This window comes from Amycolatopsis sp. (genome assembly GCF_036008905.1).
In the GTDB taxonomy this organism is placed as follows: domain Bacteria; phylum Actinomycetota; class Actinomycetes; order Mycobacteriales; family Pseudonocardiaceae; genus Amycolatopsis.
In genome coordinates this window covers 28673-50113 of record NZ_DASYMU010000134.1, presented here as the reverse complement: position 1 = coordinate 50113, position 21441 = coordinate 28673, and the positions used below count along the sequence as shown (strand labels likewise).

At 67.8% G+C, this 21441-nt stretch carries 22 protein-coding genes; 3 read left to right on the top strand and 19 right to left on the bottom strand.

The features are described from left to right. Position 1: 1 nt before the first annotated feature. From VGP60_RS23415 to VGP60_RS23365, 11 genes are all read right to left on the bottom strand, one after another. Positions 2-1072 carry an MSMEG_0568 family radical SAM protein gene (locus tag VGP60_RS23415; protein ID WP_327550213.1) on the bottom strand — a complete coding sequence of 357 codons (1071 nt, stop codon included), beginning with the start codon at positions 1070-1072 and terminating at the stop codon, positions 2-4. 168 nt (positions 1073-1240) lie between these two features. After that, positions 1241-1765, bottom strand: a complete 525-nt coding sequence (locus tag VGP60_RS23410) for a hypothetical protein (protein ID WP_327550212.1) — start codon at positions 1763-1765, stop codon at positions 1241-1243. Between the two features lie 249 nt (positions 1766-2014). Further along, a complete protein-coding gene (locus tag VGP60_RS23405) occupies positions 2015-2527 on the bottom strand; it encodes an MSMEG_0572/Sll0783 family nitrogen starvation response protein (protein ID WP_327550211.1) in 513 nt (170 codons plus the stop codon). A 36-nt stretch (positions 2528-2563) separates the two neighbouring features. After that, entirely contained in the window at positions 2564-2875 is a 312-nt protein-coding gene (locus tag VGP60_RS23400) for a hypothetical protein (protein ID WP_327550210.1), read from the bottom strand. Between the two features lie 240 nt (positions 2876-3115). Continuing rightward, complete coding sequence (locus tag VGP60_RS23395; protein ID WP_327550209.1) at positions 3116-3691, bottom strand: hypothetical protein; 576 nt, start codon at positions 3689-3691, stop codon at positions 3116-3118. After that, a complete protein-coding gene (locus VGP60_RS23390; protein WP_327550208.1) occupies positions 3688-3972 on the bottom strand; it encodes an MSMEG_0570 family nitrogen starvation response protein in 285 nt (94 codons plus the stop codon). Before VGP60_RS23390 ends, VGP60_RS23395 begins: the two co-directional genes overlap by 4 nt. 179 nt (positions 3973-4151) lie before the next feature. Continuing rightward, positions 4152-5078: a 3-hydroxyacyl-CoA dehydrogenase gene (locus tag VGP60_RS23385; protein ID WP_327550207.1), complete on the bottom strand. Its 927-nt coding sequence runs from the start codon at positions 5076-5078 to the stop codon at positions 4152-4154. Then, positions 5078-6607 carry an aminomethyl-transferring glycine dehydrogenase subunit GcvPB gene (gene gcvPB, locus VGP60_RS23380; protein WP_327550206.1) on the bottom strand — a complete coding sequence of 510 codons (1530 nt, stop codon included), beginning with the start codon at positions 6605-6607 and terminating at the stop codon, positions 5078-5080. Before gcvPB ends, VGP60_RS23385 begins: the two co-directional genes overlap by 1 nt. Continuing rightward, positions 6604-7998, bottom strand: a complete 1395-nt coding sequence (gene gcvPA / locus VGP60_RS23375) for an aminomethyl-transferring glycine dehydrogenase subunit GcvPA (RefSeq protein ID WP_327550205.1) — start codon at positions 7996-7998, stop codon at positions 6604-6606. Before gcvPA ends, gcvPB begins: the two co-directional genes overlap by 4 nt. A 15-nt stretch (positions 7999-8013) precedes the next feature. Beyond that, positions 8014-9120, bottom strand: coding sequence for an ATP-NAD kinase family protein (locus VGP60_RS23370; RefSeq protein WP_327550204.1), 1107 nt, complete (start codon positions 9118-9120; stop codon positions 8014-8016). Continuing rightward, positions 9117-10487: an aminotransferase gene (locus VGP60_RS23365; RefSeq protein ID WP_327550203.1), complete on the bottom strand. Its 1371-nt coding sequence runs from the start codon at positions 10485-10487 to the stop codon at positions 9117-9119. Before VGP60_RS23365 ends, VGP60_RS23370 begins: the two co-directional genes overlap by 4 nt. Positions 10488-10738: 251 nt before the next feature. Between VGP60_RS23365 and VGP60_RS23360 the strand changes: the two genes are divergently transcribed. Next, complete coding sequence (locus tag VGP60_RS23360; protein WP_414640397.1) at positions 10739-12151, top strand: NAD-dependent succinate-semialdehyde dehydrogenase; 1413 nt, start codon at positions 10739-10741, stop codon at positions 12149-12151. Between the two features lie 40 nt (positions 12152-12191). On the opposite strand, the gene VGP60_RS23355 is transcribed toward VGP60_RS23360, so the two are convergent. The 8 genes from VGP60_RS23355 to VGP60_RS23320 all read right to left on the bottom strand — a co-directional run bounded on the left by VGP60_RS23355 (position 12192) and on the right by VGP60_RS23320 (position 19622). Further along, complete coding sequence (locus tag VGP60_RS23355; RefSeq protein WP_327550201.1) at positions 12192-12479, bottom strand: (2Fe-2S)-binding protein; 288 nt, start codon at positions 12477-12479, stop codon at positions 12192-12194. A gap of 53 nt (positions 12480-12532) precedes the next feature. After that, positions 12533-13474, bottom strand: coding sequence for a dihydrodipicolinate synthase family protein (locus tag VGP60_RS23350; protein WP_327550200.1), 942 nt, complete (start codon positions 13472-13474; stop codon positions 12533-12535). Between the two features lie 25 nt (positions 13475-13499). Then, positions 13500-14720, bottom strand: a complete 1221-nt coding sequence (locus VGP60_RS23345) for an FAD-dependent oxidoreductase (protein ID WP_327550199.1) — start codon at positions 14718-14720, stop codon at positions 13500-13502. Then, positions 14717-16210 carry an NAD(P)/FAD-dependent oxidoreductase gene (locus VGP60_RS23340; RefSeq protein WP_327550198.1) on the bottom strand — a complete coding sequence of 498 codons (1494 nt, stop codon included), beginning with the start codon at positions 16208-16210 and terminating at the stop codon, positions 14717-14719. The genes VGP60_RS23345 and VGP60_RS23340 overlap by 4 nt, the downstream gene beginning before the upstream one ends. A gap of 1 nt (position 16211) precedes the next feature. Next, on the bottom strand, positions 16212-17048 hold the full coding sequence (locus VGP60_RS23335; protein WP_327550197.1) for an ABC transporter substrate-binding protein: 837 nt from the start codon (positions 17046-17048) through the stop codon (positions 16212-16214). A gap of 71 nt (positions 17049-17119) precedes the next feature. Then, positions 17120-17860, bottom strand: a complete 741-nt coding sequence (locus VGP60_RS23330) for an amino acid ABC transporter permease (protein ID WP_327550196.1) — start codon at positions 17858-17860, stop codon at positions 17120-17122. Further along, positions 17860-18669 carry an amino acid ABC transporter ATP-binding protein gene (locus VGP60_RS23325; protein ID WP_327550195.1) on the bottom strand — a complete coding sequence of 270 codons (810 nt, stop codon included), beginning with the start codon at positions 18667-18669 and terminating at the stop codon, positions 17860-17862. Before VGP60_RS23325 ends, VGP60_RS23330 begins: the two co-directional genes overlap by 1 nt. Further along, complete coding sequence (locus VGP60_RS23320; protein ID WP_327550194.1) at positions 18666-19622, bottom strand: VOC family protein; 957 nt, start codon at positions 19620-19622, stop codon at positions 18666-18668. The genes VGP60_RS23325 and VGP60_RS23320 overlap by 4 nt, the downstream gene beginning before the upstream one ends. Before the next feature lie 175 nt (positions 19623-19797). On the opposite strand from VGP60_RS23320, the gene VGP60_RS23315 reads away from it, so the two are divergent. Together VGP60_RS23315 and VGP60_RS23310 are read left to right on the top strand one after the other, a co-directional pair. After that, a complete protein-coding gene (locus VGP60_RS23315; RefSeq protein WP_327550193.1) occupies positions 19798-20679 on the top strand; it encodes an LLM class F420-dependent oxidoreductase in 882 nt (293 codons plus the stop codon). After that, positions 20676-21428, top strand: a complete 753-nt coding sequence (locus VGP60_RS23310; protein ID WP_327550192.1) for an SDR family oxidoreductase — start codon at positions 20676-20678, stop codon at positions 21426-21428. The genes VGP60_RS23315 and VGP60_RS23310 overlap by 4 nt, the downstream gene beginning before the upstream one ends. The last annotated feature ends 13 nt before the right edge of the window (positions 21429-21441 follow it).

The following is a 21441-nucleotide window of genomic DNA, read 5'->3' as shown; positions in this document are numbered from 1 at the left end:
GTCACGCCCCCGCGGCGCTCAGCGCACCACACGCGCCGCATGCCGCGCAGCCCGCCTCCTGGTCGGCACCCTTCATCTCCGCGGCGCGCAACAACGCTGCCACCCGCTCGGTGACGTCCCGCACCAGTTCCGTTGACGGTGCCTGCACGCCGTCTCGCCGGGCGAGCGTGCCGAGCATCGGGCGCATCGGGACCACGAACGGGTACACGCCACGTTCGATCAGCCGCGACGCGCCCGCGACCAGCTCATCCGGCTTCTCGCCGAGACCGATGAGGAGGTAAGTCGATACCCGGTTCCGGCCGAAGATTCGTACGGCCTCATCCCAGGCGGCCTCGTATTCGCTCATCGGCACCGCGGACTTGCCCGGCATCCACCGGCGCCGAACCTCCTCGTCGAGGGATTCGACGTGGATGCCGATCGAAGTCGCGCCGGCCGCATGCAGGTCGGCGAGCACCGACAGTTCGCCCGGCGGCTCGATCTGCACCTGGATCGGCAGGCCAGGCACGGCGTCCAGCACCGCGCGCACACAGCGCACAAGGTGCCGCGCGCCACGGTCCGGTCCTGAGGTGGTACCTGTCGTCATGACCATCTGCCTGACGCCGTCCAGCCGCACCGCCGCCTCGGCGACCTCGGCCAATTGCGCGGGAGTCTTCGCCGCGACGGTCGACCCGGCCCGCAGCGACTCCTCGATGGTGCAGAATCGGCAGCGCTGGTCTTCCACATAACGAATGCAGGTCTGCACGACGGTGGTCGCCAGCACGTCACGTCCGTGCAGCAAGGCGATCTGCTGGTACGGCACGCCGTCGGCGGTCTTGAGATCGTAGAATTTCGGTCGCGCCACAGGCTCCACCGAGAGACCGAGGTCGATCCGGCCGTTGAACACCCGTCCATCGCGCACGATGTAAGGACTGTCCGGATTCAACGGCAATGTCGCGTTGGCACCGTCGACCACAAGGTGGCCGTCGTCGCTCGGCCCGGCGCCCTTGCTCCGCTGCACCGGCGCGTCCACTCGCACGCCCTTTATCGCCAGGTCGACCCTGGCTGCAAGCTTTTCATCTGCATCAACGCGCACGACCACTCCCTGAAATGATGAATTCAGTGAACACGACGATTAATTCTGGCCGGTGACATCCGGACTACGGTTGAGTTGGTGATATTGCGGGGAGATTTCACGAGCGAGTGGACGTCCGGGGGCGGACGCCGCGCTGCGCCCACCCCCGGACAACCGGAACTTTCTTGGTTAAGGAATCGTTTTACCCAGTGCAAGCAGCGCGGCGGGGGCGAGGAACGTATAAAGCGAAGTGATGGTGAGAACCACACCGAGTGCCTTGCCCGGCAGTTTGCCGTAAGTCGTGCCGGCCACCGAGAGGAAGGCGACCAGCCAAACGACCAGGATCGACTGCAGCATCCAGCTGCCGTCGAAGAACTTCCACCAGAACAACGGCACGATCGCGACCGCGATCGCCAGGTTGCCGATCGGCTTGAGGTCGAGACCGTTGATCAGGGTAATGCCCAAAGCGAAGAAGAAAGTCGAATAGAACGTGACGATTCCGGCAAGTGGAATTCCCACCTCGCTGGGCGCCTTCACAATGATCACGGCGGCCTGGATGCCGTCGACGATGCCGGCCAGCAAAGTGACCCAGCCGACAGTCTTCAGTGGGTTAGGACCGTAGTCCGCCCCTTTTGCGCCGATTCCGAGAAATGCGAGACCATTGAGCCATACAGCCAGTCCGGAGACGACGAAGATTACGGTAATTGGCGGCACTGGTTCATCCTTTCGTAGCAAGAGATTAGATGCGGCCGCCCAACTCGACAATCTGGTAGAGTGGAAACGTCGCGGCCAATGCACATGCCCCGCGGTGACGGAGGAGTCAACTCGAACACCGCTGGGCCTGGTTGAGGATTTACTGCGGCTAGGTGGCACGGGCTGCCGGCCCCCGCTGGACGGATCAGGTCCGTCGGCGGCCGGCAGCCTGCGCTCCCGGAGAGAGGGAACGCGAATTCACCGCGACGGCTACCACATGTAGGTGGAGTTGATGATCGCCCCCTTGTTGGCGTAGTGGATCAGCGCATCCTGCACGTCGAGCGGATGCGTCGGGATGACGCCTTCGATGAGGTCTTCCTCCCGAAGTCCGTGCAGCGAAAGACCAAACCGGCAGCAGAAGACTTTGCCGCCTTCTTTGATGAAGGTCTTCAACTGGTCGTTGATGTTGTGCTCACCCGGGAACGCCGAGTTTCCGGTGGTCGGAAACCCTCGTGTGGCCATGGCGTTCATCGAACCGGGACCGTAGAAGTAGATCGCCGTCTCGAACCCCTTGCGCAATGCGCGGGTGGCCTGCAGGATCGCCACGAAGCTCACCGAGGACTCGTGCGCGATACCGTGCACCAGCGTGAAATACGACTGGCCCGGCCCTGCCTGGTAGTCCGGGAAAACCTTGGTTCCGCCATAAATGTTCGAGCCTTCCGGAAGGGAAGGGTGCGGGATTTCCGCGAGGCTCTGCTGTTCCGTCTCGGTCAATTCGGACACGCGATCTCTCCTTGATTTTCTCGGATATTTTGTTCACTACAGTGTTACCTGTAGAGCTTTTCGAAGGCGCCCGGAAGCCAGGTCGCCAAGTTCGCCGTCGCCTACGGTGGCGCGCAGGCGGGCGTATTCCCCGGCACGATCTCCCCAAGACTGGTCGTTGGCGAACAGAACACGGTCATGCCCGATCGCCCACGATAAATCCATGTAAACCCGCTTGCCCGCCTCGATCCAATCGACGAATCGCTGCCCGACGAGCTTGATATGACCGCTCATACCGCCGCCGAAATGGACGAGGTGCACTGCCACCTGATCGCCGTACGTCTCGACGAGTTCGCCGACCCTCGGCATCCAAAGCGCAAATCAATTCAGAAATGGTCGCCCTGGCGCCCAGGTCAGGACACACCGCCGGTCCGCCATAAAATGGATATGCGGGCATGACACCGATATGTCGATGTGCGTCGAAGATACCCCAATCATCCATGAGGGCAATTCCATCCATTAGTCGTTTCGGAGCGATTTCTTCGAGAACAAAAGAACGTTACGAATGTTGCTAATGTGTGAACGGGATCACGGTGCTTCCGGTACCGCTCAAGCCACCGCGCGCGGCGCCGTCCAGTATTCGTCACTGGGGAGCGTGCTATCCGGTGTCCCGGCGATCCAATGCACCTCGCGGGTGCCGGCTCTGCCTGAGGACACTATGTTGGTGGCGAGGTATTCGGCATCACCGGCGGCGCCGCGGAATCGTCCGGACCTCCAGGTGTATTGCCAAGGCAAGCCGATGAAGTACAACCCAGGGCAACCGGCGACGCCGCGCTCCGGCTCCTCGATCCAGCGATGCTCCCGGCCGAATCCCGCGCTCCACACGACCGACGTCACACCCGCGGCACCCAAGTCCACTTCGGACTGTCCGGCGCCGGGCTCCCACACCGGGACGTAGCGGTTCTCTGTGGGTGCGTCGAGGCCGTCGGCTTCGATATAGGCGTCGATCGAAGCCTTGATCCCCTCGACTATCGCATCGGCGTTGTCGTGTAGTTGTGCCACGTCATCCGATACGCGCCCGGCGATACGCGGCTTGAGCGGCACCTGGTACGGGCCCGTGGCCAGCACATAGTCCTCGATGTAGGCCACGATGTCGTCGCGGACAGTTCGCGGGGGTTCGCTCATCGCTCGAATCCCTCGACTGTGACGGTCGCACCCTGGGCGGTGAATCGCGCCGCGACGCGCTCGATGTCGGCCAGCTGCGCGGCCGCTTGCGAGCAGCCGTAGCGGTAGATGTTGCGGACCTGTTCCGAAGCCGCCGTCAACGCTTGCCGGCTCCGGTCGACGAATTCGGTCACCGGGTAGGTGTCACCGACCGCGAAGTAATCCTCCAAAACGGTCGAGGGCGAGTAGCATCGATCGACCGTTTTGTCCGGCCAGCGAATACGGAAGAACACCTCGGGCACGGCTGCCTCCTGCAACGCGACGATTCGACGATTGCAAGTGGACCGCTAAAATATTTCCAACTCGTTTCATCCAGAACAGATGCGTGTTACTCGTGCGGCCTCGAGTTAACCTCGATCTTGCATGCGACTGTGAGGTAGCCACCCGTGTTTCGCCAGGCCAGTTCCGTTCACGCAGTGCCTCAGGCAGGAGATCGCCGGGCCCGCTCCAGCTTCATGAGGGCAAGGTCGCGTTGGTCGACGTGCTCGGCCCAGTCCTCGGGGGGCAGGGCTTCGTGGATGGCGGCGACGACCCGGGCGACGAGGTCCGGGGGCCAGGGGTCGTGCTGGCCGCGTTCGGCGCCCATGCGGGCGTAGGCGGGGCCCATCACCTCGGCGTGCCGTTCGATGCCGCCGCGGGTGTTCAGTTCGGCGGTCGCGAAGGGGCCGAGGACGGCCCAGCGGCGGCCGAGTCCGTTGCTGACGACGAGGTCGACATCCTGCGGTGACGCGATGCCGTCGCGCACGAGGCAGTAAGCCTCACGCAGCAGCGCTCCCTGCAGCCGGTTGAAGATGAAGCCTTCGTTTTCCTTGCCCACCAACACGGGCACCATGCCCGACGCGGTCAGCAACTCCCTGGCGCGGTCGACGATTTCCGAGTCGGTGAAGGGCGCGGGGGCGAGTTCGGCGATCGGCAGCAGGTACGGCGGGTTTCCCGGGTGGACGACCAGGCAGCGCGCCCGGCCCGGCAGGTCGGCGGCGAACCGCGAGCACGGGATCATCGACGTCGAGCTCGCGAGGACGGCTTCGGGCGCGGCGAGCCGGTCGAGTTCGGCGAACAGGCTCCGCTTGACCTCGACCGACTCGATCACGCACTCCTGGACGTAGACGGCGGATTCCAGCGCGTCGTCCAGGCTCGCCGCGGCGGTCACCCGGCCCAGCACCGCGGTGACCTCGTCCCCGACCAGGTCGTGCTCGTCGAGCCGGAGCAGCCGGCGCCCGATCTCGCCGAACGCGGCGGCGGCGCGGTCCGCGTCGACGTCGTACAGCGCGACGCCATGACCCGCGCGGGCGAACACGATCGCCCACGCCACACCGATACTGCCCGCGCCGATGACCGCGATCTTCATCAGGCGTTCTTCCGCTGGTAGGCGCGCCAGGTAGTGGCCCATCGGGCGGGGTCGTCGAGGGACGAGCCGTCGATCTGAGCCACCACCTGGTTGTGCGGGGCCGATTTGACCATCGCCGGATCGGCCCGCCCCTCCCCCAGCACGTGTTCGAGTACGTCGATCCAGTAGTCGATGTCCTCGATGGACCAGGCCTCGCCCGCTTCGGGCGTGAACGGCTCCGGCACGATCCACGGTTCGTGGCTGAGCCAGAACGCGTCGACGCCGAAGTCGGTCATGCGGTTCTGGACATCCACGACGGTCACGCCGGTCTCCTCGGTGTACTCCCCCAGGCTGAACCGCGTCATCTCCAGGCGCCGCAGGGTGAGGTGGCCGAACGACTTCGTGATCCCGGGGATCGCCAGCAGGCGGGACTCCATGTAGTTGTTGGCCAGCACCGAAATATCGGCCGCCTCACGGATTCCGTCGCCGCCCATCGCGAGCAGCCACGAGTACGCCTTGACGACCTGCGGCAGGTTCCCGAGGAACTCCCGCACCCGCCCGACGCCCGCTTCGTTCTCGCGACGCTCGTAGCCTGAGTCCGTCTTCACCACGAGCGGCCCGGGCAGGAAGGGCTCGAGTTCGGCAGTGCACCCGTAGGCCCCGACGGCCGGGCCGCCGCCGCCCTTCGGTACGCCGAAAGTCTTGTGCAGCATGAACATGCAGGCGTCGAAGCCCAGTTCGGCCGCGCGGATGCGGCCCATCACGCCGTTGAAGTTGGCGTGGTCGTAGAAGCACAGGCCACCGGCTTCGTGCACGATGTCGACCCACTGCTTGATGTTCGGGTTGTAGATGCCCATGTCGTCCGGGTTGTTGATCATCAGCGACGCGGTGCGCTCGCCGACGACGGCCCGCAGCGCGTCGAGCGACGGGTAGCCGTCCTCCTCGACGGGCAGCGTGATCACGTTGAACCCCGCCGCGGCCGCGGTGGCCGGGTTGCACGGATGGGCCTGCGCGGTGGTGATGACGTCGCGCCGCTGCGCCAGTTCACCCCGCGACTCGTGGTAGGCGCGGGTGACGCACGCGTGGATGTAGGCGGCCGCGGCCCCGCCACCGGCTTGGAAGACGAACCTGTCCATTCCGGACAGGTCGCGCAGCATCAGGTCGAACTCGTGGACGACTTCGAGCAGCCCCTGCACCGTGCTGTCGTCCTGGTGCGGGTGGATCTCGGCGACCTGGTCGCGCGCCGCGAGCCGCTCGTTGACCCGGGGGTTGTACTTCATCGTGCAGGTGCCGAACAGGCTGATCCCGACCATCCCCATCGTCTGCTGCGAGAGGTGCAGGTAATGGCGCAGGGTGTCCGGCTCGGCCGCCTCCGGCAATACCGGCGGTGTCTTGCGGCGCATGGCCGCCGGGATCAGGTCGTCGATCCCCGAGCCCTCGATCGGCGCGGGCGGGACGGTACCGCGGCGGCCGGGCGCGCCCTGCTCCATGATCAGCGGCTCGTCCCAGACGGCCGCGTGATAGCGACGAAGGTTCGTACCCTGGCTCATACGGTGACCGCCTCGGTGAGCGCGCCGACCAGCGCGGTGATATCGGATTCGGTGTGGATTTCGGTGACGCAGTAGAGCGCGGCCTGGCCGAGCTCCGGGAAGTCGGCCGACAGGTCCTTGCCACCGAAAATCGCCTTGCCCCGCAGGGTTTCGTTGATCTGTGCGACGGTCTTGCCCGTCTCGGAGAAGTCCACGACGAACTCCTTGAAGAATCCCGACGGCCAGCGCACCCGCACCCCCGGAATCCCCTCGACGCGCCGGGCGGCGTACGCGCTGTTGCGCACGATCGTCTCGCCGATCTCGGCGAACCCCCGCGGCCCCATCAGTGCCATGTAGACGGCGTTCACCACTGTCCACAGGTAGACCGAGTTCCCGGTCCAGTCGTTGCCGTCTTCCCTTGACCCGTAGGAACTCTGGTGGAACAACGTCATGCCGAAAGCGCGCTCGCCAGGGACGATCGTGTCGGCCAGGCTGACCTGCAGCGTCGGATACTCACGCGCGTAACGCTCTTCGTCGCGCGTCGCGATGAACCCGCCGACGCCGCCGCCCGCGTTCATGTGCACCCCGAGCGGCTGGGTCGTGCCGACCACGATGTCCGCGCCGTACTCCGACGGCGGCAGCAGCACGCCCAGCGAGATCGGGTCGACACCGACGACCATCTCGGCGCCGTGGCCGTGCGCGAGTTCGGCGATGGCCGCCGCGCCGGCCTCGATGACACCGAGATAGTTCGGTGTCTCGAGGTACACCGCGGCGGTCGCGTCACTCAGCTTGGCTTCGAGGTCCGCCTGGTCCAGTTTCCCGGTCGCCGGGTCGTGGCGAACGGTGACCACGGTGATCGGGTGGTTGACCTCGCTGGGCCCGCAATAGGTCTTGATGACGGCGAGCCGTTCGGGGTCGAGTGGGCCCGGCACCAGCACCTCGTGCCGGTCGGTGATCCGGGCGGCCATCCGCAGCGCGTGCCCCGCGGCCGCGCCCCAGCTGTAGACCGGCAGCCCGACGAACTCCATCCCGACCAGCTCGCCGAGCTGCGAGGCGTACTCGAACCACGCCTGGTTGCGGCCGTGGTCCGACGACGGCGTGCCCCACACCGGCGTCAGGAACTCACTGCGTGACCCGATCTCGTCGCAGACCGCCGGAACGTGGTGCTGCCAGCAGCCCGCGCCCAGGAAGTTCAGGTTCTCGGCGCAGCTTTCGTTGCGGTCGAGCAGTTTGCGCACGTGCCGCTGCAACGTCGACTCCGCGCGGATGCCCGCGCCCAGCGCGATGGGCGTCGCCAGGAGGTGGTCGGCGGGGATCTGCTCGAACAGCTCGTCGACGCCGGTGATGCCGACGGCCCGCATCATCGCGCTCTTCGTGTCCGGTGTGGAGTTCGGCATGTACGGATGTGCCACGCTGACGGTTCCCTTCTAGCTGGTCACTATGCGTAAAACGGTGCTGCGGCCACGGCCGGTCCGGACCTTGCGGTAGCCGGTGATCGGGGCTGTCGCGTGCTCGTCGCCGACGTCGACCCGCAGTACCGGCGGGCTGAGGGCGGCGACTTTGCCGTTGGCGGCGAGGATTTCAACGTCGTCCGTGCCGACAGCGTCAAGTACCGCTGCGCTGATCTGCTGATTTCCTCGCCCCAGCAGGAAACCCTGCCCGCCGACGACCCCGAGCACGAGTTTCGCCACCGGATGCCGCCGCAGCAACGCCAGCAGCTCAGTCTCGCTCGCGTCCGCCGCGAGCAACTGTCCATTCAGGACGACGTCGACGCCGAGTGGTGACGCGGCGAGCCCGAGCGCGGTGTTGACGTGGGCAACGGTGGTGCCCGGCCCGAGCAGGTACAGCGTCCCCAGGTCCATCTCCCCCGCGACCTCACGGCCCAGCGCGACGAGATCCGCGTCGTCGGTCCGCGCGGTCACCGCTTTGGCGCGCTGCAGCGAGCCACCGATGTTGGGCACCCTGGCGATACCCAGCATTCGGGGCGAGCCGCCTTCGCTGAGGTCCACAACCTCCGCTTCGGCAACCCCTGTGCGGGCGGGATCCGCGGCGAACCGGGCTGCGGTCTCGCCGGCGACCTCGGGCCCGGTCGCGAAGACCCCGGAGTGCATCTTCACCCCCGAGGGCACGCCGAGCACGGGCACGCCGATCCCCGCCACGTCGACGACATCGCGCGCGGTGCCGTCCCCGCCGACGAACAACACGAGGTCGACCCCGGCCGTTACCATCGCCTGCACCGCGTCGCGGGTGTCCGCCGCCGTTGTAGGCCCGGGACCATTACGGGACAACGTCTCCACTGTCCATCCGGGACCGGTCAGGTGGTCGGTGCCCATTGGGCCGCCGACGGTGAGGATCGGCAGTTCCGGGGCGAGGGCGTGCAGCCGGTTCAACGCGCGCCGGGCGCGATGCGGCGCGACGGCATCGGCTCCCCGGTGCACCGCCGCGTCCAGCGCGGGCCCGTCGGTGCCGTGCAGTCCGACCCGGCCGCCCATACCGGCGATCGGGTTGACGACGACACCGACGCGCGAGGTCACGGCAGGAGCCTCAGCCGGGCCGCCACGTCGTCCAGTGCTTGCCTCGTGACGGCCGCCATCTCGTCGATCTCGGCTTCGGTGACGACGAACGGCGGTGAGAACGAGATCGTGTCGGAGGCGGGCAGCGCCCGGGTGATCACGCCGAGCTCCCGGCTGCGCTGCACGACCGCGGCCGACACCTTGTTCGTCGGGTCGAACGCCTTCAGCGGGTCCTTCGACTCGACGAACTCGACCGCGCCGAGCAGGCCGTAGCCGCGCACTTCACCCACCAGCGGGTGACCGCCGAATTCCGCGCGCAGCCGTTCGGCGAGGTGGTCGCCGCGGGCTTTCGCCTGTGCCACCAGGCCGTCGCGCTCGATGATGTCCAGGTTCGTCATCGCGGCGGCCGCCGCGAGCGGGTGCGCCGAGTAGGTGTAACCGTGGCTGAAGACGCCGTACTTCTCCGACCCGCCGGCGATCACCTCCCAGACCGCTTCCGAGACCAGGCACGCCGACAGCGGCATGTACGCCGAGGTGATGCCCTTCGCGACGGTCATGAGGTCGGGCTCCATGCCGAAGACCTGCGAGCCGAAGTTCTCGCCGGTACGGCCGAACCCGCAGACGACCTCGTCGGCGATCAGCAGGATGTCGTAGCGCCGCAGCACTTCCTGGATCGCGGGAAAGTAGGACTCCGGCGGCACGATCACCCCGCCCGCCGCCTGGACGGGCTCGGCAATGAACGCGGCGACGGTCTCCGGGCCCTCGGTGAGAATCAGCTGTTCGAGATCTCCGGCAAGGCCGCGCACGAATTCTTCATCGCTCTGACCGGGCTTCTGCTCCCACAGCCGGTGCGGAGCGCGCACGAAGCGCACCATCGGCAGCGGCAGGTCGAACCCGCCGTGCATGCCGGGGAGACCACACAGGCTGCCGGACATCACCGTCACGCCGTGGTAGCCGCGGTCGCGCGAGATGATCTTCTTCTTCTCGGGACGGCCCAGGACGTTGTTGTAGTACCAGACGAGCTTGACCTGGGTGTCGTTCGCGTCGGACCCGCTGTTGCCGAAGAAGACCTTCGACATCGTGCCGGGCGCCATCCCCACCAGCCGCTGGGCCAGCCGCGCCACCGGCTCGTTCCCCATCGAGGCGAACGTGTGGTAGTAGGACAGCCGCTCGGTCTGCGCACGCAGCGTCTCGGCCATTTCCGTGCTGCCGTAACCGATGTTGACGCACCACAGCCCCGCGAGCGCGTCGAGGTAGGTCTTGCCCCGGGTATCGGTCAGCGTCGTGCCGTGCCCTTCGACGATGGTCAGCGGGCCGTTCTTCTCATGCTCACGAAGATGCGTGAAGGGGTGGAAGACGAACTCTTTGTCGATGTCCTCGATGGTCATAGGCCTACACATCCGTCGTGATCGGTTAGGGGAACGGCGACCGCGGTGGCCGCGTCGTCAATGTAGCAAGAAATGGCCGCCTGACGTACTATTGGGCGCATCGCGGCCATCAAGGTCCCGCATCGACTCTCATTTCGCGTCATTCGTCCCCTTTCTGGGGAATTCTTCAACCTGTGGAGGCAGCCGCCGTGGATTCGAAGTTCGACCGCTCCCAGCTGCGCGACGGCGATCTGCTGCGCGAGGACCTGTTCATCGACGGCGTCTGGGCGCCCGGCGCCGGCGGGGAGCGGACCGAGGTCACCGACCCCGCCACCGGCGCCGTCATCGCGCGCATGGCGAGCGCGACCGCCGACGACGTCCTCAACGCGATCTCGGCCGCCGACGCGGCGGCACCCGCTTGGGGCCGCATGACGGCCACGGCCCGCGCGCGCGTGATGCGCCGGTGGTACGACCTGATCGTCGAGAACGCCGACGACCTGGCGACGATCCTGACCGCCGAGCAGGGCAAGCCGTTCGCCGAGGCGCGCGGGGAAATCCTTTACGGTGCCGGATTCGTCGAGTGGTACGCCGAGGAGTGCAAGCGCACCTACGGCGACGTGATCCCGTCCAATGTGGACGGACGACGCCTGCTCACCCTGCGCCAGCCGGTGGGGGTGACCGCGGCGATCACGCCGTGGAACTTCCCGTCGGCGATGATCCTGCGCAAGGCGGGCCCGGCGCTCGCGGCGGGCTGCCCGATGATCATCAAGCCCGCCGAGGAGACCCCGCTTTCTGCCACCGCGCTCGCGGAACTCGGTGCCAGGGCGGGAATCCCGAACGGTGTGCTGAGCGTCGTGCCCGGCCCGCCGGTGATGATCGGCGAGATCCTGACTTCGCACGCGTCGGTGCGGGCGCTGAGCTTCACCGGCTCCACCGAGGTCGGCAAGCTGCTGATGGCGCAGAGCGCGCGCACGGTCAAGAAGGTCGCGCTCGAACTGGGCGGCAACGCGCCGCTCATCGTGTTCGACGACGCCGACCTGGACGCCGCTGTCACCGGGGCGATGGCGTCGAAATTCCGCAACGCCGGGCAGACCTGCGTGTGCGCCAACAGGATCCTCGTGCAGTCCGGTATCCACGACGCGTTCGTCGAGCGGCTCCAGGTGGCCGTCGAGGCGCTGAAGGTCGGCAATGGGTTCGACGACGGTTCCGAGCAGGGCCCGCTGATCTCGGAGGCCGCCGTCGAGAAGGTTCAACGCCACATCAGCGACGCCGTCGAAGGCGGCGCGACCGTGCTCAGCGGTGGCAACAGGCATCCGCTCGGGTACACCTACTTCGAGCCGACCCTGCTCACCGGCGTGAAGCGGGACATGCTGGTGGCGAACGAAGAGACGTTCGGCCCGGTGGCCGCCGTCATCGAGTTCGAGACCGAGGAAGAAGCCGTCTCGATCGCCAACGACACCCCGTTCGGGCTCGCCGCGTACTTCTTCACCGCCGACCTGGGTCGCATGTGGAGGGTCGGCGAAGGTCTCGAATTCGGTGTCGTCGGGGTGAACACCGGGCTGATCTCCTACGAGGGCGCGCCGTTCGGCGGGGTGAAGGAATCCGGTGTGGGCCGCGAAGGTTCGCGGCACGGCATCGACGAGTTCACCGAGATCAAGTACCTCTGCATCGACGGGCTGGGCTGAGACCCCGGCCGTATACCGATCAGCCATGCGCCCGCCCGGTTCACTCGGCGGGCGCATGGCCCGGGTCACCGGTCCCCCGGCGGTAGCCCGCGCCGTCCTGTCTCGAGACGTCCATTCCTTCGCGAACCCAGGTGACACAGGCACGTGTGCCCGGCACGCCGTCGACGATCACCAGGCAGTCGAAGCACACGCCCATGCCGCAGAACAGCCCGCGCGGTTCGCCGCCCGAAGTCGTCCGGGCCGACAAATCCCCGTCGGCCATCAACGCCGCCGCGACGCTCTCGCCGACGTAGGCCGAGGTGGACCGGCCGTCGACCGTGATGGTCACCGCCGGTCCACGCTCGAGCCCACGGGGCACCGGGAGCCGGGGCCGCCTGATCGTCACGGCTTGGCCGCCAACGGCAACAGGCCCTCCTCCACGAGCACGCCGCGCATCGTCTCGAGGCTCGCCGGGTCGGTGACCGGCAGGCGCGGGCGCCGGACATGCCCGGCGGGCTGGCCGAGCATCTTCATGAGGACCTTCAACTGGCTCTGGTACGCGCCGAACTTGCCCGCCCAGCCGCCTGGCAGCCAGAGCTTCGGGAAGAGCCTGTCCCCCGCCTCCGCGTGCGCCGCCGGGGCCTCGAACTCCCCACGCCACACGGACTCCCAGAACCGCGGGTCCGGGCTTCCGTGCAGCGAACCGCCGCCGACCGTGCCGTCCCCGCCTTCGGTGCGCAGGACGTCGATGCCTCGCGCCGTCATGTACGGGCCGAAGACCCGCACGCGGTCACGCACCCGGCGTGAGGTCTCGAAGAACTGGTCCGCGTCGGGGGTGCTGTCCTTGATGGCCACGATCTGGCCGATGTCGGCGAGCTTGTCGGCCAGCTCCGGGCCGATGTCGACACCGCTGCCGTGCGGCCAGTTGTAGACCGCGAGCGGGCCGTCGATCGCGGCGTTGATGTCCTCGTAGAACGCGATCACCTCGTCGGGGAACAGCTTCGCGTACGGCGGCGGGGACGCCAGCACGCCGTCGGCTCCGGCGGCGAGGGCGTGCCGTGCGAAGCCCGCGGTCTCCTTCGCGGTGTACGCGGTGCAGCCGACGAGGACGCGCATCCGCCCGGCGGCCTGCTTGACGGCGGTCTCCGCGACCGCGCGGCGCTCGTCCGGCTCCTGGGAGAACCATTCACCGCAGGTGCCGTTGACCACGATGCCGTGCATGCCTTCGGCCACGTAATGGTCCACCAGCGCGCGCAGGGTGTCGAGGTCGAGCTCGCCCGTCTCGGTGAACGGGGTGACAAAGGCGGGGAAGTAACCCTGCCAGTCGACGTCGTCGCGGTTCATCTCTTCTCCATTCGGACTGGTTCGGTCAATAGACAGGTGCGGCGGGGACCCGGTCCAGCGAATACCGTTGCGGGAACGGGGAAGCGGCCGCCGGTGAGAGCATCTGCTCGGCGAGCTGCCGGGCGAACAAGGGGCTGAAGGTGAATCCGGTCGACGAAACGCAGGCGTGGAACCCCGGCACCTGAACCGACTCGCCGACGACAGGCGAGAAGTCGTTGGTGAACACGATCACCCCGGACCAGGTCCGCACGACCCGGACATCCGCGAGCCCCGGCACCACCGACACGGCGACGGCGGTGTTTCCCGCGGCGCTGTGCCAACTCGTCGGGTAACGCTTCGGAGGCGGAGCGGTCGGCGTGGGCCAGCCACCACCGATGATGAACGTGTCGTTCTCGGTCTGCTTCAAGGTGAGGCGGCGCCCGATGTGCTGGATCATCGGGGTGAACATCGGCGGCCGTGGCTCGGTGACGTTGACGTGCAGGCCCTCACTGCGCACGGGCAGCCGGATGCCGACCATCTTCGCCAGCTCACCCGCCCACGCTCCCCCGCAGTCGACGACGCGATGCGCGTCGATCGCCCCGGCTCCCGTGTGGACGGTGAACCGCCGGGCACCGATCGCCGCGTGCACTTCGATGGCGCGCACGTCGGCGTGGGTGCGAATGACCGCGCCGTGTTCGGTGGCGCGCAACGCGTACAGCGGAGCGACGACCAGTGGATTGGCGTGCCCTTCCACGGGGCAGTACGTCGCGCCGAGGATGTTGTCCGCGAAGTACGGGGCGCGGCGGCGGAGTTCGTCGCCGACGACGACTTCGGTTTCGATCCCGGCGAGCTCTTCGAGCTCGTGCTTGTCGTGCAGGATCTGCAGCTGCTCGGGGGTTTCGGCGACCATCCAGCCGCCGGTCAGGTGGACGTCCAGGGAGCCGTCGAGTTCCTTGCCGAGCTCCTGCCAGACGGAGAACGCTTCGAGGCTGAGCCTGGCTTCGGCCAGCAGCCGGTCGCGGTCGGCGTCGTTGCCCTGACCGGACAGCTGGTGGATGGCGAGCTGCAGATGGAAGCTGCCCGCGTTCGTGCCGGACGCTTCGCGGTTGAGCTCGCCGCGCTCGATGAGCGTGACCTCGGCCCCGCCTTTGGCCAGGTAGTACGCCATGGCCGCTCCGGCGATCCCGCCGCCGATGACGACGACGTCGGTGCTCGGCGGAAGCGACGCCCGCCCGCTCTCGGCGGGCACCCACTGCTGGGCCGTCACGGCGTCACCTCCTTCTCTTCGGCGAGCACGGTCTCCTCGGCGACGAACAGGCCGGGGCCTTCGATCGAATGGTCGGCGATCGAGCTGATCGGCACCGGCCGCACCGGCATGCGGGGCGTGGCCGGTGCGATGTCGGAGATCTCCCGGCCGTGGCGCCGCGCGATGAGCGAAGAGATGTGCCGCTGGCAGTTCTTTCCCTGACACGGACCCATTCCCGCCCGCGTGTACGCCTTGACGACGTTGATGTCCTCCGTGGACTCGATCGCCGCCGCCAGGTCACGCTGCCGGACCACCTCGCACCGGCAGATTACCGTGTCCTCAGTGGACAGTTCGAATACCCCCGGCCCGACGCGGTACATCCTCGTGGTCGCGGCGCTGAGCGCCCGGCGGCGAGCGAGCCGTTGCCGGGCGGGCGCGGCCGACCTGGCCGCGGCTTCGATGCTGATCACGCCCGCGTCCATCGCCGCCGCCAAGCCCGCGATGGTGCCTTCGTCGATGGCCACGAAGGACCCTTCGACACCGGCACCGTCACCGGCCGCGTAAACGCCTTCGACACTGGTGCGATGCCAGCCGTCCCGGTGGACGACGTGCCCGCCGAGGTTCTCCTGGTAGTCGAACTCGCAGCCCGTCAAGCGCATCAGCTCCAGCGACGGGACGAAGCCGTACCCGATGCAGAGCACGTCGACCTCGACGGTCTGCTCGGTGCCGGGCACCACGCGCCAGTCCGCGTCGACGGCCGCGTGCACGACCCGCTCGACCTTCCCGTCCCCCTCGGCGCGGACGACGATCCGCCCGTACCGCAACGGAATCCGGTGCTTCAGCAGGCCTGCCCGGTAGCGCACGGCGTCGCGCAGGAGTGCGCTGTTCCCGCGTGCCGCCCCGGCGACCTTCACGATGTCGGCGGCCCGTGGCGACGGTCCCGCTTCCAGCGCGAGGACGATGTTGGCGCCGTAGTGGGCCAGCTGCGCCGGGAAGGCCAGCGCGACCGGCCCGGCGCCCGCGAACAGCACCCGCTTGCCCGGCAGCACTCGTTGTGTTTTCGCCAGCGTCTGCAGCCCGCCCGCGGTGATCACGCCCGGCAGCGTCCAGCCGGGGAACGCGACCGGCCTGTCGTGCGCGCCCGGCGCGAGAATCATCCGCTGTGCCGACACGGTCCGCGCGGGTTCGCCCTCGGTGACGAGTACCGCGTGCCCGTCCTCGACGGCCACGACGCCGGTGCGCAGCCGCACGTCGACACCGCTGCCGTCGAGGGACTCGATCAGCGTTCTGCCGTAACGGAACTGGCGGTCCATCGCGGCCGGGTCCGTGACCGTGAAGCCGGGCCCCGGCTGTTTGTAGATCTGACCGCCGAGCGTGGGGCGTTCGTCGGCGAGGACGACTTTCAGCCCCGCACCGGCGGCGGCCCTGGCGGCGGAGATCCCCGCCGGGCCGCCGCCGACCACGAGCACGTCAGGTTCGGCAACGGGATCGGTACTGTTGTTCTCCGCCAACTCAGCAACCCGCCGGCATGGCCGGGAAGTCCGCCACCCCGAAGTCCTTGTTGTAGAGCTGGCCGAGCGAACCGTCGTTCTGCGCCTTGCACAGGAACGCGTCCAGCTTCTGCTGCAGCGTGCTGTTGCCCTTCTGCACGGCCCACGAACCGTAGGAGAGGTCGAGCGGCTTCGGCAGCGCCGCCTTCTTCACCTGGTTGGGGTTGGCCTTCTGGTACTGGGCCAGGATGTAGTCCTCGAGCACACTGCCGTTGGCGCGTCCCGTCGCCACTTCCAGCAGGGCCGCGTTCTGCTCGCTGAAGCTCTTGACCGACGCCGCCGGGAAGGTCGACTTCGCCAGCTGCTCGCCACTCGAGCCCTGCAGCGCGGTGATGATCTTGCCCGAGGCGTTGTAGGTCTCGACCGTCGCTGGCGAGTTGTCGTTCTGGCCCACCGCGAGCACGCTCGTGTACGGGACATAGCCGCGGGAGAAGTCGATGACCTGCTTGCGCGCGTCGGTCGCGGTGAGGCCCACCGAGACCATGTCGAACTTCTTGCTCTGCAGGCCAGGGATGAGCCCGTTGAAGTCCAGGTTCTGGATGTCGAGCTTCACGCCCAGCTCGGTGGCGAGCTTGTTGAGCAGGTCGACGTCGTAACCGGCGGGCTTGCCGGCCTCGTCGAGGTACATCTCGGGCTTGAACTGCAGGTTCATCCCGACGGTCAGCGTCCCCGCGTTCATCACGCCGAGGCCGCCGGACGAGGCGTCGGACGAACTACTGCCGCAGGCCGTCAGCGCCAAGGCGACGACGGCGGTCAGGCATACGCCGACGACGGTGCGTCTGGCGGACCTCGATTTCACGCTCCTGGACACAGGTTTTCCTCTCTTCGCGCGGAAAAGGTGCTGGGTGGTGGTGGAGGTCATGCGGATGGTCATGGGCCGACCTCCGCCATGAGCTGCTGGATGCGCTGCCGCTTGCGGGAACGCAAGACCCTGGAAATCGCTCCTCGCGGCGGGCTGGCGTACGCGCCTTCGATGAGCCGGAACACGATGTCGATGACGAACGCCGCGAGCACGTAGATCGCCGCGGCCGCGGTGTAGAGCACGAACGGCTGGAACGATTGGGAGACCAGGTTCTGCGTGACCCGGACGACCTCGAGCAGGCCGATGACCGTGAAGGTCGAGGTGTCCTTCACCATCCCGATGAACATGCTGCCGAGGTTCGGCAGCGCGATCTTGATGGCCTGCGGCAGCACCACCGAGAAGAAGATCCGGGTGCCCCGCATGCCGAGCGCCTGCCCGGCCTCACGGTGCCCCGGCGGGATCGCGCCCAGTGCCGAGCGGAAGATCTCCGCCATGAAAGCGCTGTACAGCAACGACAACGCGATGACGCCGGCCTGGAAGACGGTGAAGTTCACGCCGAGCAGCAGCGCCACCCCGAAGTACACCCAGATGACGCTCACCAGCGCGGGCACGCCGCGGAAGACGTTGATGTAGGCGACCGCGATCCAGGAGATCGGCGGCTTCGAAAGCCGCATCACGGCGAGCAGGAGCCCGCCGAAGATCGAGATGACCAGCGCGATGACCGAGACCTGGAGCGCGACGAGCAGCCCGTTCAGCAGGACGCCGTGGTTCTCCCAGATGAGGCCCCAGTCGTAGTTCGAGATGTTCATCAGCGCACCGCCAGGATGAATTCACGGGCGCGGGGGCTCACGCAGTTTTCGAAGAATCCCCGCGGCCCGCTTTCGACGACGAGCCCGTCCTCCATGAACACGTTCAGGTCTCCGATCTCTTTGGCGAAGCCCAGTTCGTGGGTGACGACGACCATGGTCATCCCGGTCTCCGCGACTTCCCGCATCGTCTTGAGCACCTCGCCGACCAGTTCCGGGTCCAGCGCGGAGGTCGGCTCGTCGAAGAGCATCACCTTCGGGTCCATGGCCAGGGCGCGGGCGATGGCGACCCGCTGCTGCTGCCCGCCGGACAGCTGTTGCGGGTAGTGCGCGGCGCGTTGCAGCAGCCCGACCCGGCGTAGCGCCTCGGCCGCCTTGAGCTGCGCCGCGGCGCCCTTGAGCCCCCGCACCGAACGCAGCGGCAAGGCCACGTTGTCGAGCGCGGTGAGGTGCGGGAACAGGTTGAACTGCTGGAAGACCATGCCGACGGTGCGGCGCAGGTCGAGCACCTTGCCGCGGCGGACGCCGGGTTCGTCGGGCAGGCCCGGGCCGTACTCGACGCCGTCGACCTTGAGCGAGCCGGCGGTGGGCTGTTCGAGCATGTTGAGGCTGCGCAGCATCGTCGACTTGCCGGAGCCCGACGGCCCGAAGATCACCACGTGCTGCCCGGTGACGACGTCGAGGTCGATGCCGCGCAGGACTTCGAGGTCGCCGAACGACTTGCGAAGCCCGCGCAGTTGGATGACCGGCGCCGCCTGGTTGGCCGCGGAAACCTCGTCGGAGACGGGTTCGCCGGTGTTGAGGCCGCTCATGCGCGGACCTCCGTCACGCAGACGTAGAGATCGTCGGGATCGCGGAAGTAGGCGTAGCGCCAGGTCGCGCCGCCGCCAAGGTCGATCGTGGCCGGTTCGCCGGCGAGCTCGATCCCACTTTCGGCGAGGTGTTCGAGCGCGCTGTCGATGCACCGGGCGCCGATCGCGAACTCGAAGGTGCCGAAGTGGCCCCAGCCGCCGCGCATGTCCGGGGAGGGCGGGAAGTGCTGTACCGGTTCGAGATTGCCGCCGTGCGGGCTGGTGAGCAGCATCATCCGCTGGCGCGGCGGGGTACGCGGGTGGAACCACGGGTGCATCGGCTCGAAGTAGCCGTCGGATTCGAACAGCTGCCCGGTGAAGCCGAGGTTCCGGTAGAAGTCGCGAGTGCGCTCGATGTCGGCTACGCCGAACGCGACGTGGTTGACCCCCTGCGGGCCGGGCTCGACGGGCCAGCCGGCTTCGAGTGTGGACCACTCGATCAGTTCGATCTTTCCGCCGTCCGGGTCGGCCACATAGGACAGTCCACAGTGTGTCTCGTACGGCGGCAGATCGGCTTCGTTGGGCTCCATCAGGCCGGTGCGCCCGTTCGCGACGAGTGAGCGGTAGAAGTCGCTTTGCCCGTTGACGTGGACGCAGACCTCGCAGATCCCGGGCTCGCCCCACGCCTGCCCCTCGGGCGCCGGGGATTGTTCCCGGTTCGTGATCTGCACCAGCTTGAGCGAGGCCCGGCCGAGCACCGTCGGGTTGGCCGTGCGGAGGAAGACGACCCTGGCTTCGGTGTCGTCGTGCCCGGTCACCGCGGACAGCCCCGGCAGCGGGCCGGAGTAGTCGAAGGCGGCGTCGGTGAAGCCCAGCTCAGCGTAGAAATCCAGCGACGCTGTCATGTCCGAAACGCCTACGCCGATGTGGTCAAGGCCCATCAGCGTTCCGTGTCTGCGAGTGGTGTCGACCATCGTGTTCGGCTACCTCCTGGCTGCCAGCTCAGCCCCGGCCATTGACGGAACAACCCGTCAAAGCGAGTTGAGCGATGCTCGCACACCGATCCGATGGACGCAATACGTGCAGTGATCCGCAATGCGGTCAATCGTGCGCTTGACGCACAGTCATGCGGTCCTTATGTTCAGTCACATGCACATCGGCGTCAAACTGCCGCACACCGGCACCGCGGTACCCGCGTCGACCGTGGCGCGCCGCGCGCAGCACCTCGAAAGCGCGGGCTTCGATTCACTATGGGTCAGCGACCACGTGGTGCAGCCGAATGTCATCGAATCGTGGTACCCGTTCGGGGCGGACGGCAAGGCGACGTGGCCCACGGACACGCCGTATCTGGAGGCTCTGGTCGTGCTGGCGGCGGCTGCGGCTGTCACCGATCGAGTTCGGCTCGGCACGGCTTCGCTCGTACTTCCCCAGCGTAATCCCGTTTTGCTGGCCAAGCAGGTGGCCACTGTGGACGCGATGTCGGGCGGCCGGGTCGCGCTCGGGATCGGCGCCGGCTGGCTGCGTGAGGAGTTCGAAGCCCTGGACACTCCATTCGAGACCCGCGGCGCGCGCATGGTCGAGTGGATCGGGCTGTTGCGCGACTGCTGGACGGGCCAACCCGCGGCACATTCCGGTAAACATTACGAACTTCCCGGGGGCACAATGGTTTTTCCGGCACCCGCCCACCAAATACCCCTTTACATAGGCGGCCATTCCCCGGTGGCGTTGAAACGCGCGGGACGGCTCGCCGACGGCTGGCTCGCGCAGCAGGCCGTCCCCGCGCTCGATCCCGATCAGCTCGCCGCGGACATCGCGGTCATCCGCGAGGCGGCGTCGGCCGCCGGGCGTGATCCGGCGAAGCTGCACATCGTCCTGCGGCTCGTCGAGTCGACCGGGCGGGCCGCGGAAGTCGCGAAGCGCATCGGGGACCTCGCCAAGGCCGGGGTCGGCGAGATCATCGTCGACGTCGACCCGCTCGACGGGGACGCGGCCGGCGATCACGCGATCCTGCGCGACGCGAGCAACCGATGAGCGCCCTGGCCCTGCTCACCGGGCGTCGTGTCCTCGTCACCGGTGGTGCGAACGGGATCGGCGCCGTCGTCGCCCGGCGCTTCGCCGAGATGGGCGCCCATGGCGTCGTCCTCGATCTGGCGCTGACCGGCACGCAGCCCGAGGGGTGGCACGAACTTCCGGTCGACGTCCGCGACGAAGCCTCGATGCGGGAGGCCGTGGCCGAGTCGGCACGGCTGCTGGGCGGGCTCGACGCCGTCGTGGCCGCCGCCGGGGTCGTGCCGTCCTGGCAACACCCCGGAGAGATGGACCTCGACGACTTCGACCGCGTGCTCGCCATCAACGCTCGCGGGGTGGCCAACACGGTCAAGCACACCTCCGGCACGCTCGGGGTGGGCTCGACGATCACGGTCGTCGCCTCGCTGAACTCGTGGCGGGGCGACCCGAACATCCTGTCCTACGCGGCCAGCAAGCACGCGGCACTCGGCATCGTCCGCTCGGCGGCGCTCGCGCTCGGTCCCGGCGGGGTCCGGGTCAACGCCGTGGCGCCCGGCCCGATCGCGACCGAAGCATTGCGCACGCGGATGGCGTCGCGGCTGGACGTCACCGGCCTGCCCGTGGACAACGCCCTCGAACAAGCGGCCCGCGCGACCTCGCTCGGCCGGATCGCGACGGCGGCCGAAGTCGCCGACACGATCGCCTTTCTCACCAGCGACCTGTCTTCGGGCATCACCGGCCAGTTGATCAATGTCGACGGCGGAATCCACTAGGGGGTGTCTTATG

What these genes read in the sequence shown, in the direction of transcription:
- VGP60_RS23395 (WP_327550209.1), bottom strand. Translation starts at nt 3,691, where the DNA reads ATGAGCGAACCCCCGCGAACTGTCCGCGACGACATCGTGGCCTACATC.
- VGP60_RS23365 (WP_327550203.1), bottom strand. Translation starts at nt 10,487, where the DNA reads ATGACCATCGAGGACATCGACAAAGAGTTCGTCTTCCACCCCTTCACG.
- VGP60_RS23310 (WP_327550192.1), top strand. Translation starts at nt 20,676, where the DNA reads ATGAGCGCCCTGGCCCTGCTCACCGGGCGTCGTGTCCTCGTCACCGGT.
- VGP60_RS23385 (WP_327550207.1), bottom strand. Translation starts at nt 5,078, where the DNA reads ATGAAGATCGCGGTCATCGGCGCGGGCAGTATCGGTGTGGCGTGGGCG.
- VGP60_RS23400 (WP_327550210.1), bottom strand. Translation starts at nt 2,875, where the DNA reads ATGCCGAGGGTCGGCGAACTCGTCGAGACGTACGGCGATCAGGTGGCA.
- VGP60_RS23315 (WP_327550193.1), top strand. Translation starts at nt 19,798, where the DNA reads ATGCACATCGGCGTCAAACTGCCGCACACCGGCACCGCGGTACCCGCG.
- VGP60_RS23325 (WP_327550195.1), bottom strand. Translation starts at nt 18,669, where the DNA reads ATGAGCGGCCTCAACACCGGCGAACCCGTCTCCGACGAGGTTTCCGCG.
- VGP60_RS23330 (WP_327550196.1), bottom strand. Translation starts at nt 17,860, where the DNA reads ATGAACATCTCGAACTACGACTGGGGCCTCATCTGGGAGAACCACGGC.
- VGP60_RS23350 (WP_327550200.1), bottom strand. Translation starts at nt 13,474, where the DNA reads ATGAACCGCGACGACGTCGACTGGCAGGGTTACTTCCCCGCCTTTGTC.
- gcvPB (WP_327550206.1), bottom strand. Translation starts at nt 6,607, where the DNA reads ATGAGCCAGGGTACGAACCTTCGTCGCTATCACGCGGCCGTCTGGGAC.
- VGP60_RS23320 (WP_327550194.1), bottom strand. Translation starts at nt 19,622, where the DNA reads ATGGTCGACACCACTCGCAGACACGGAACGCTGATGGGCCTTGACCAC.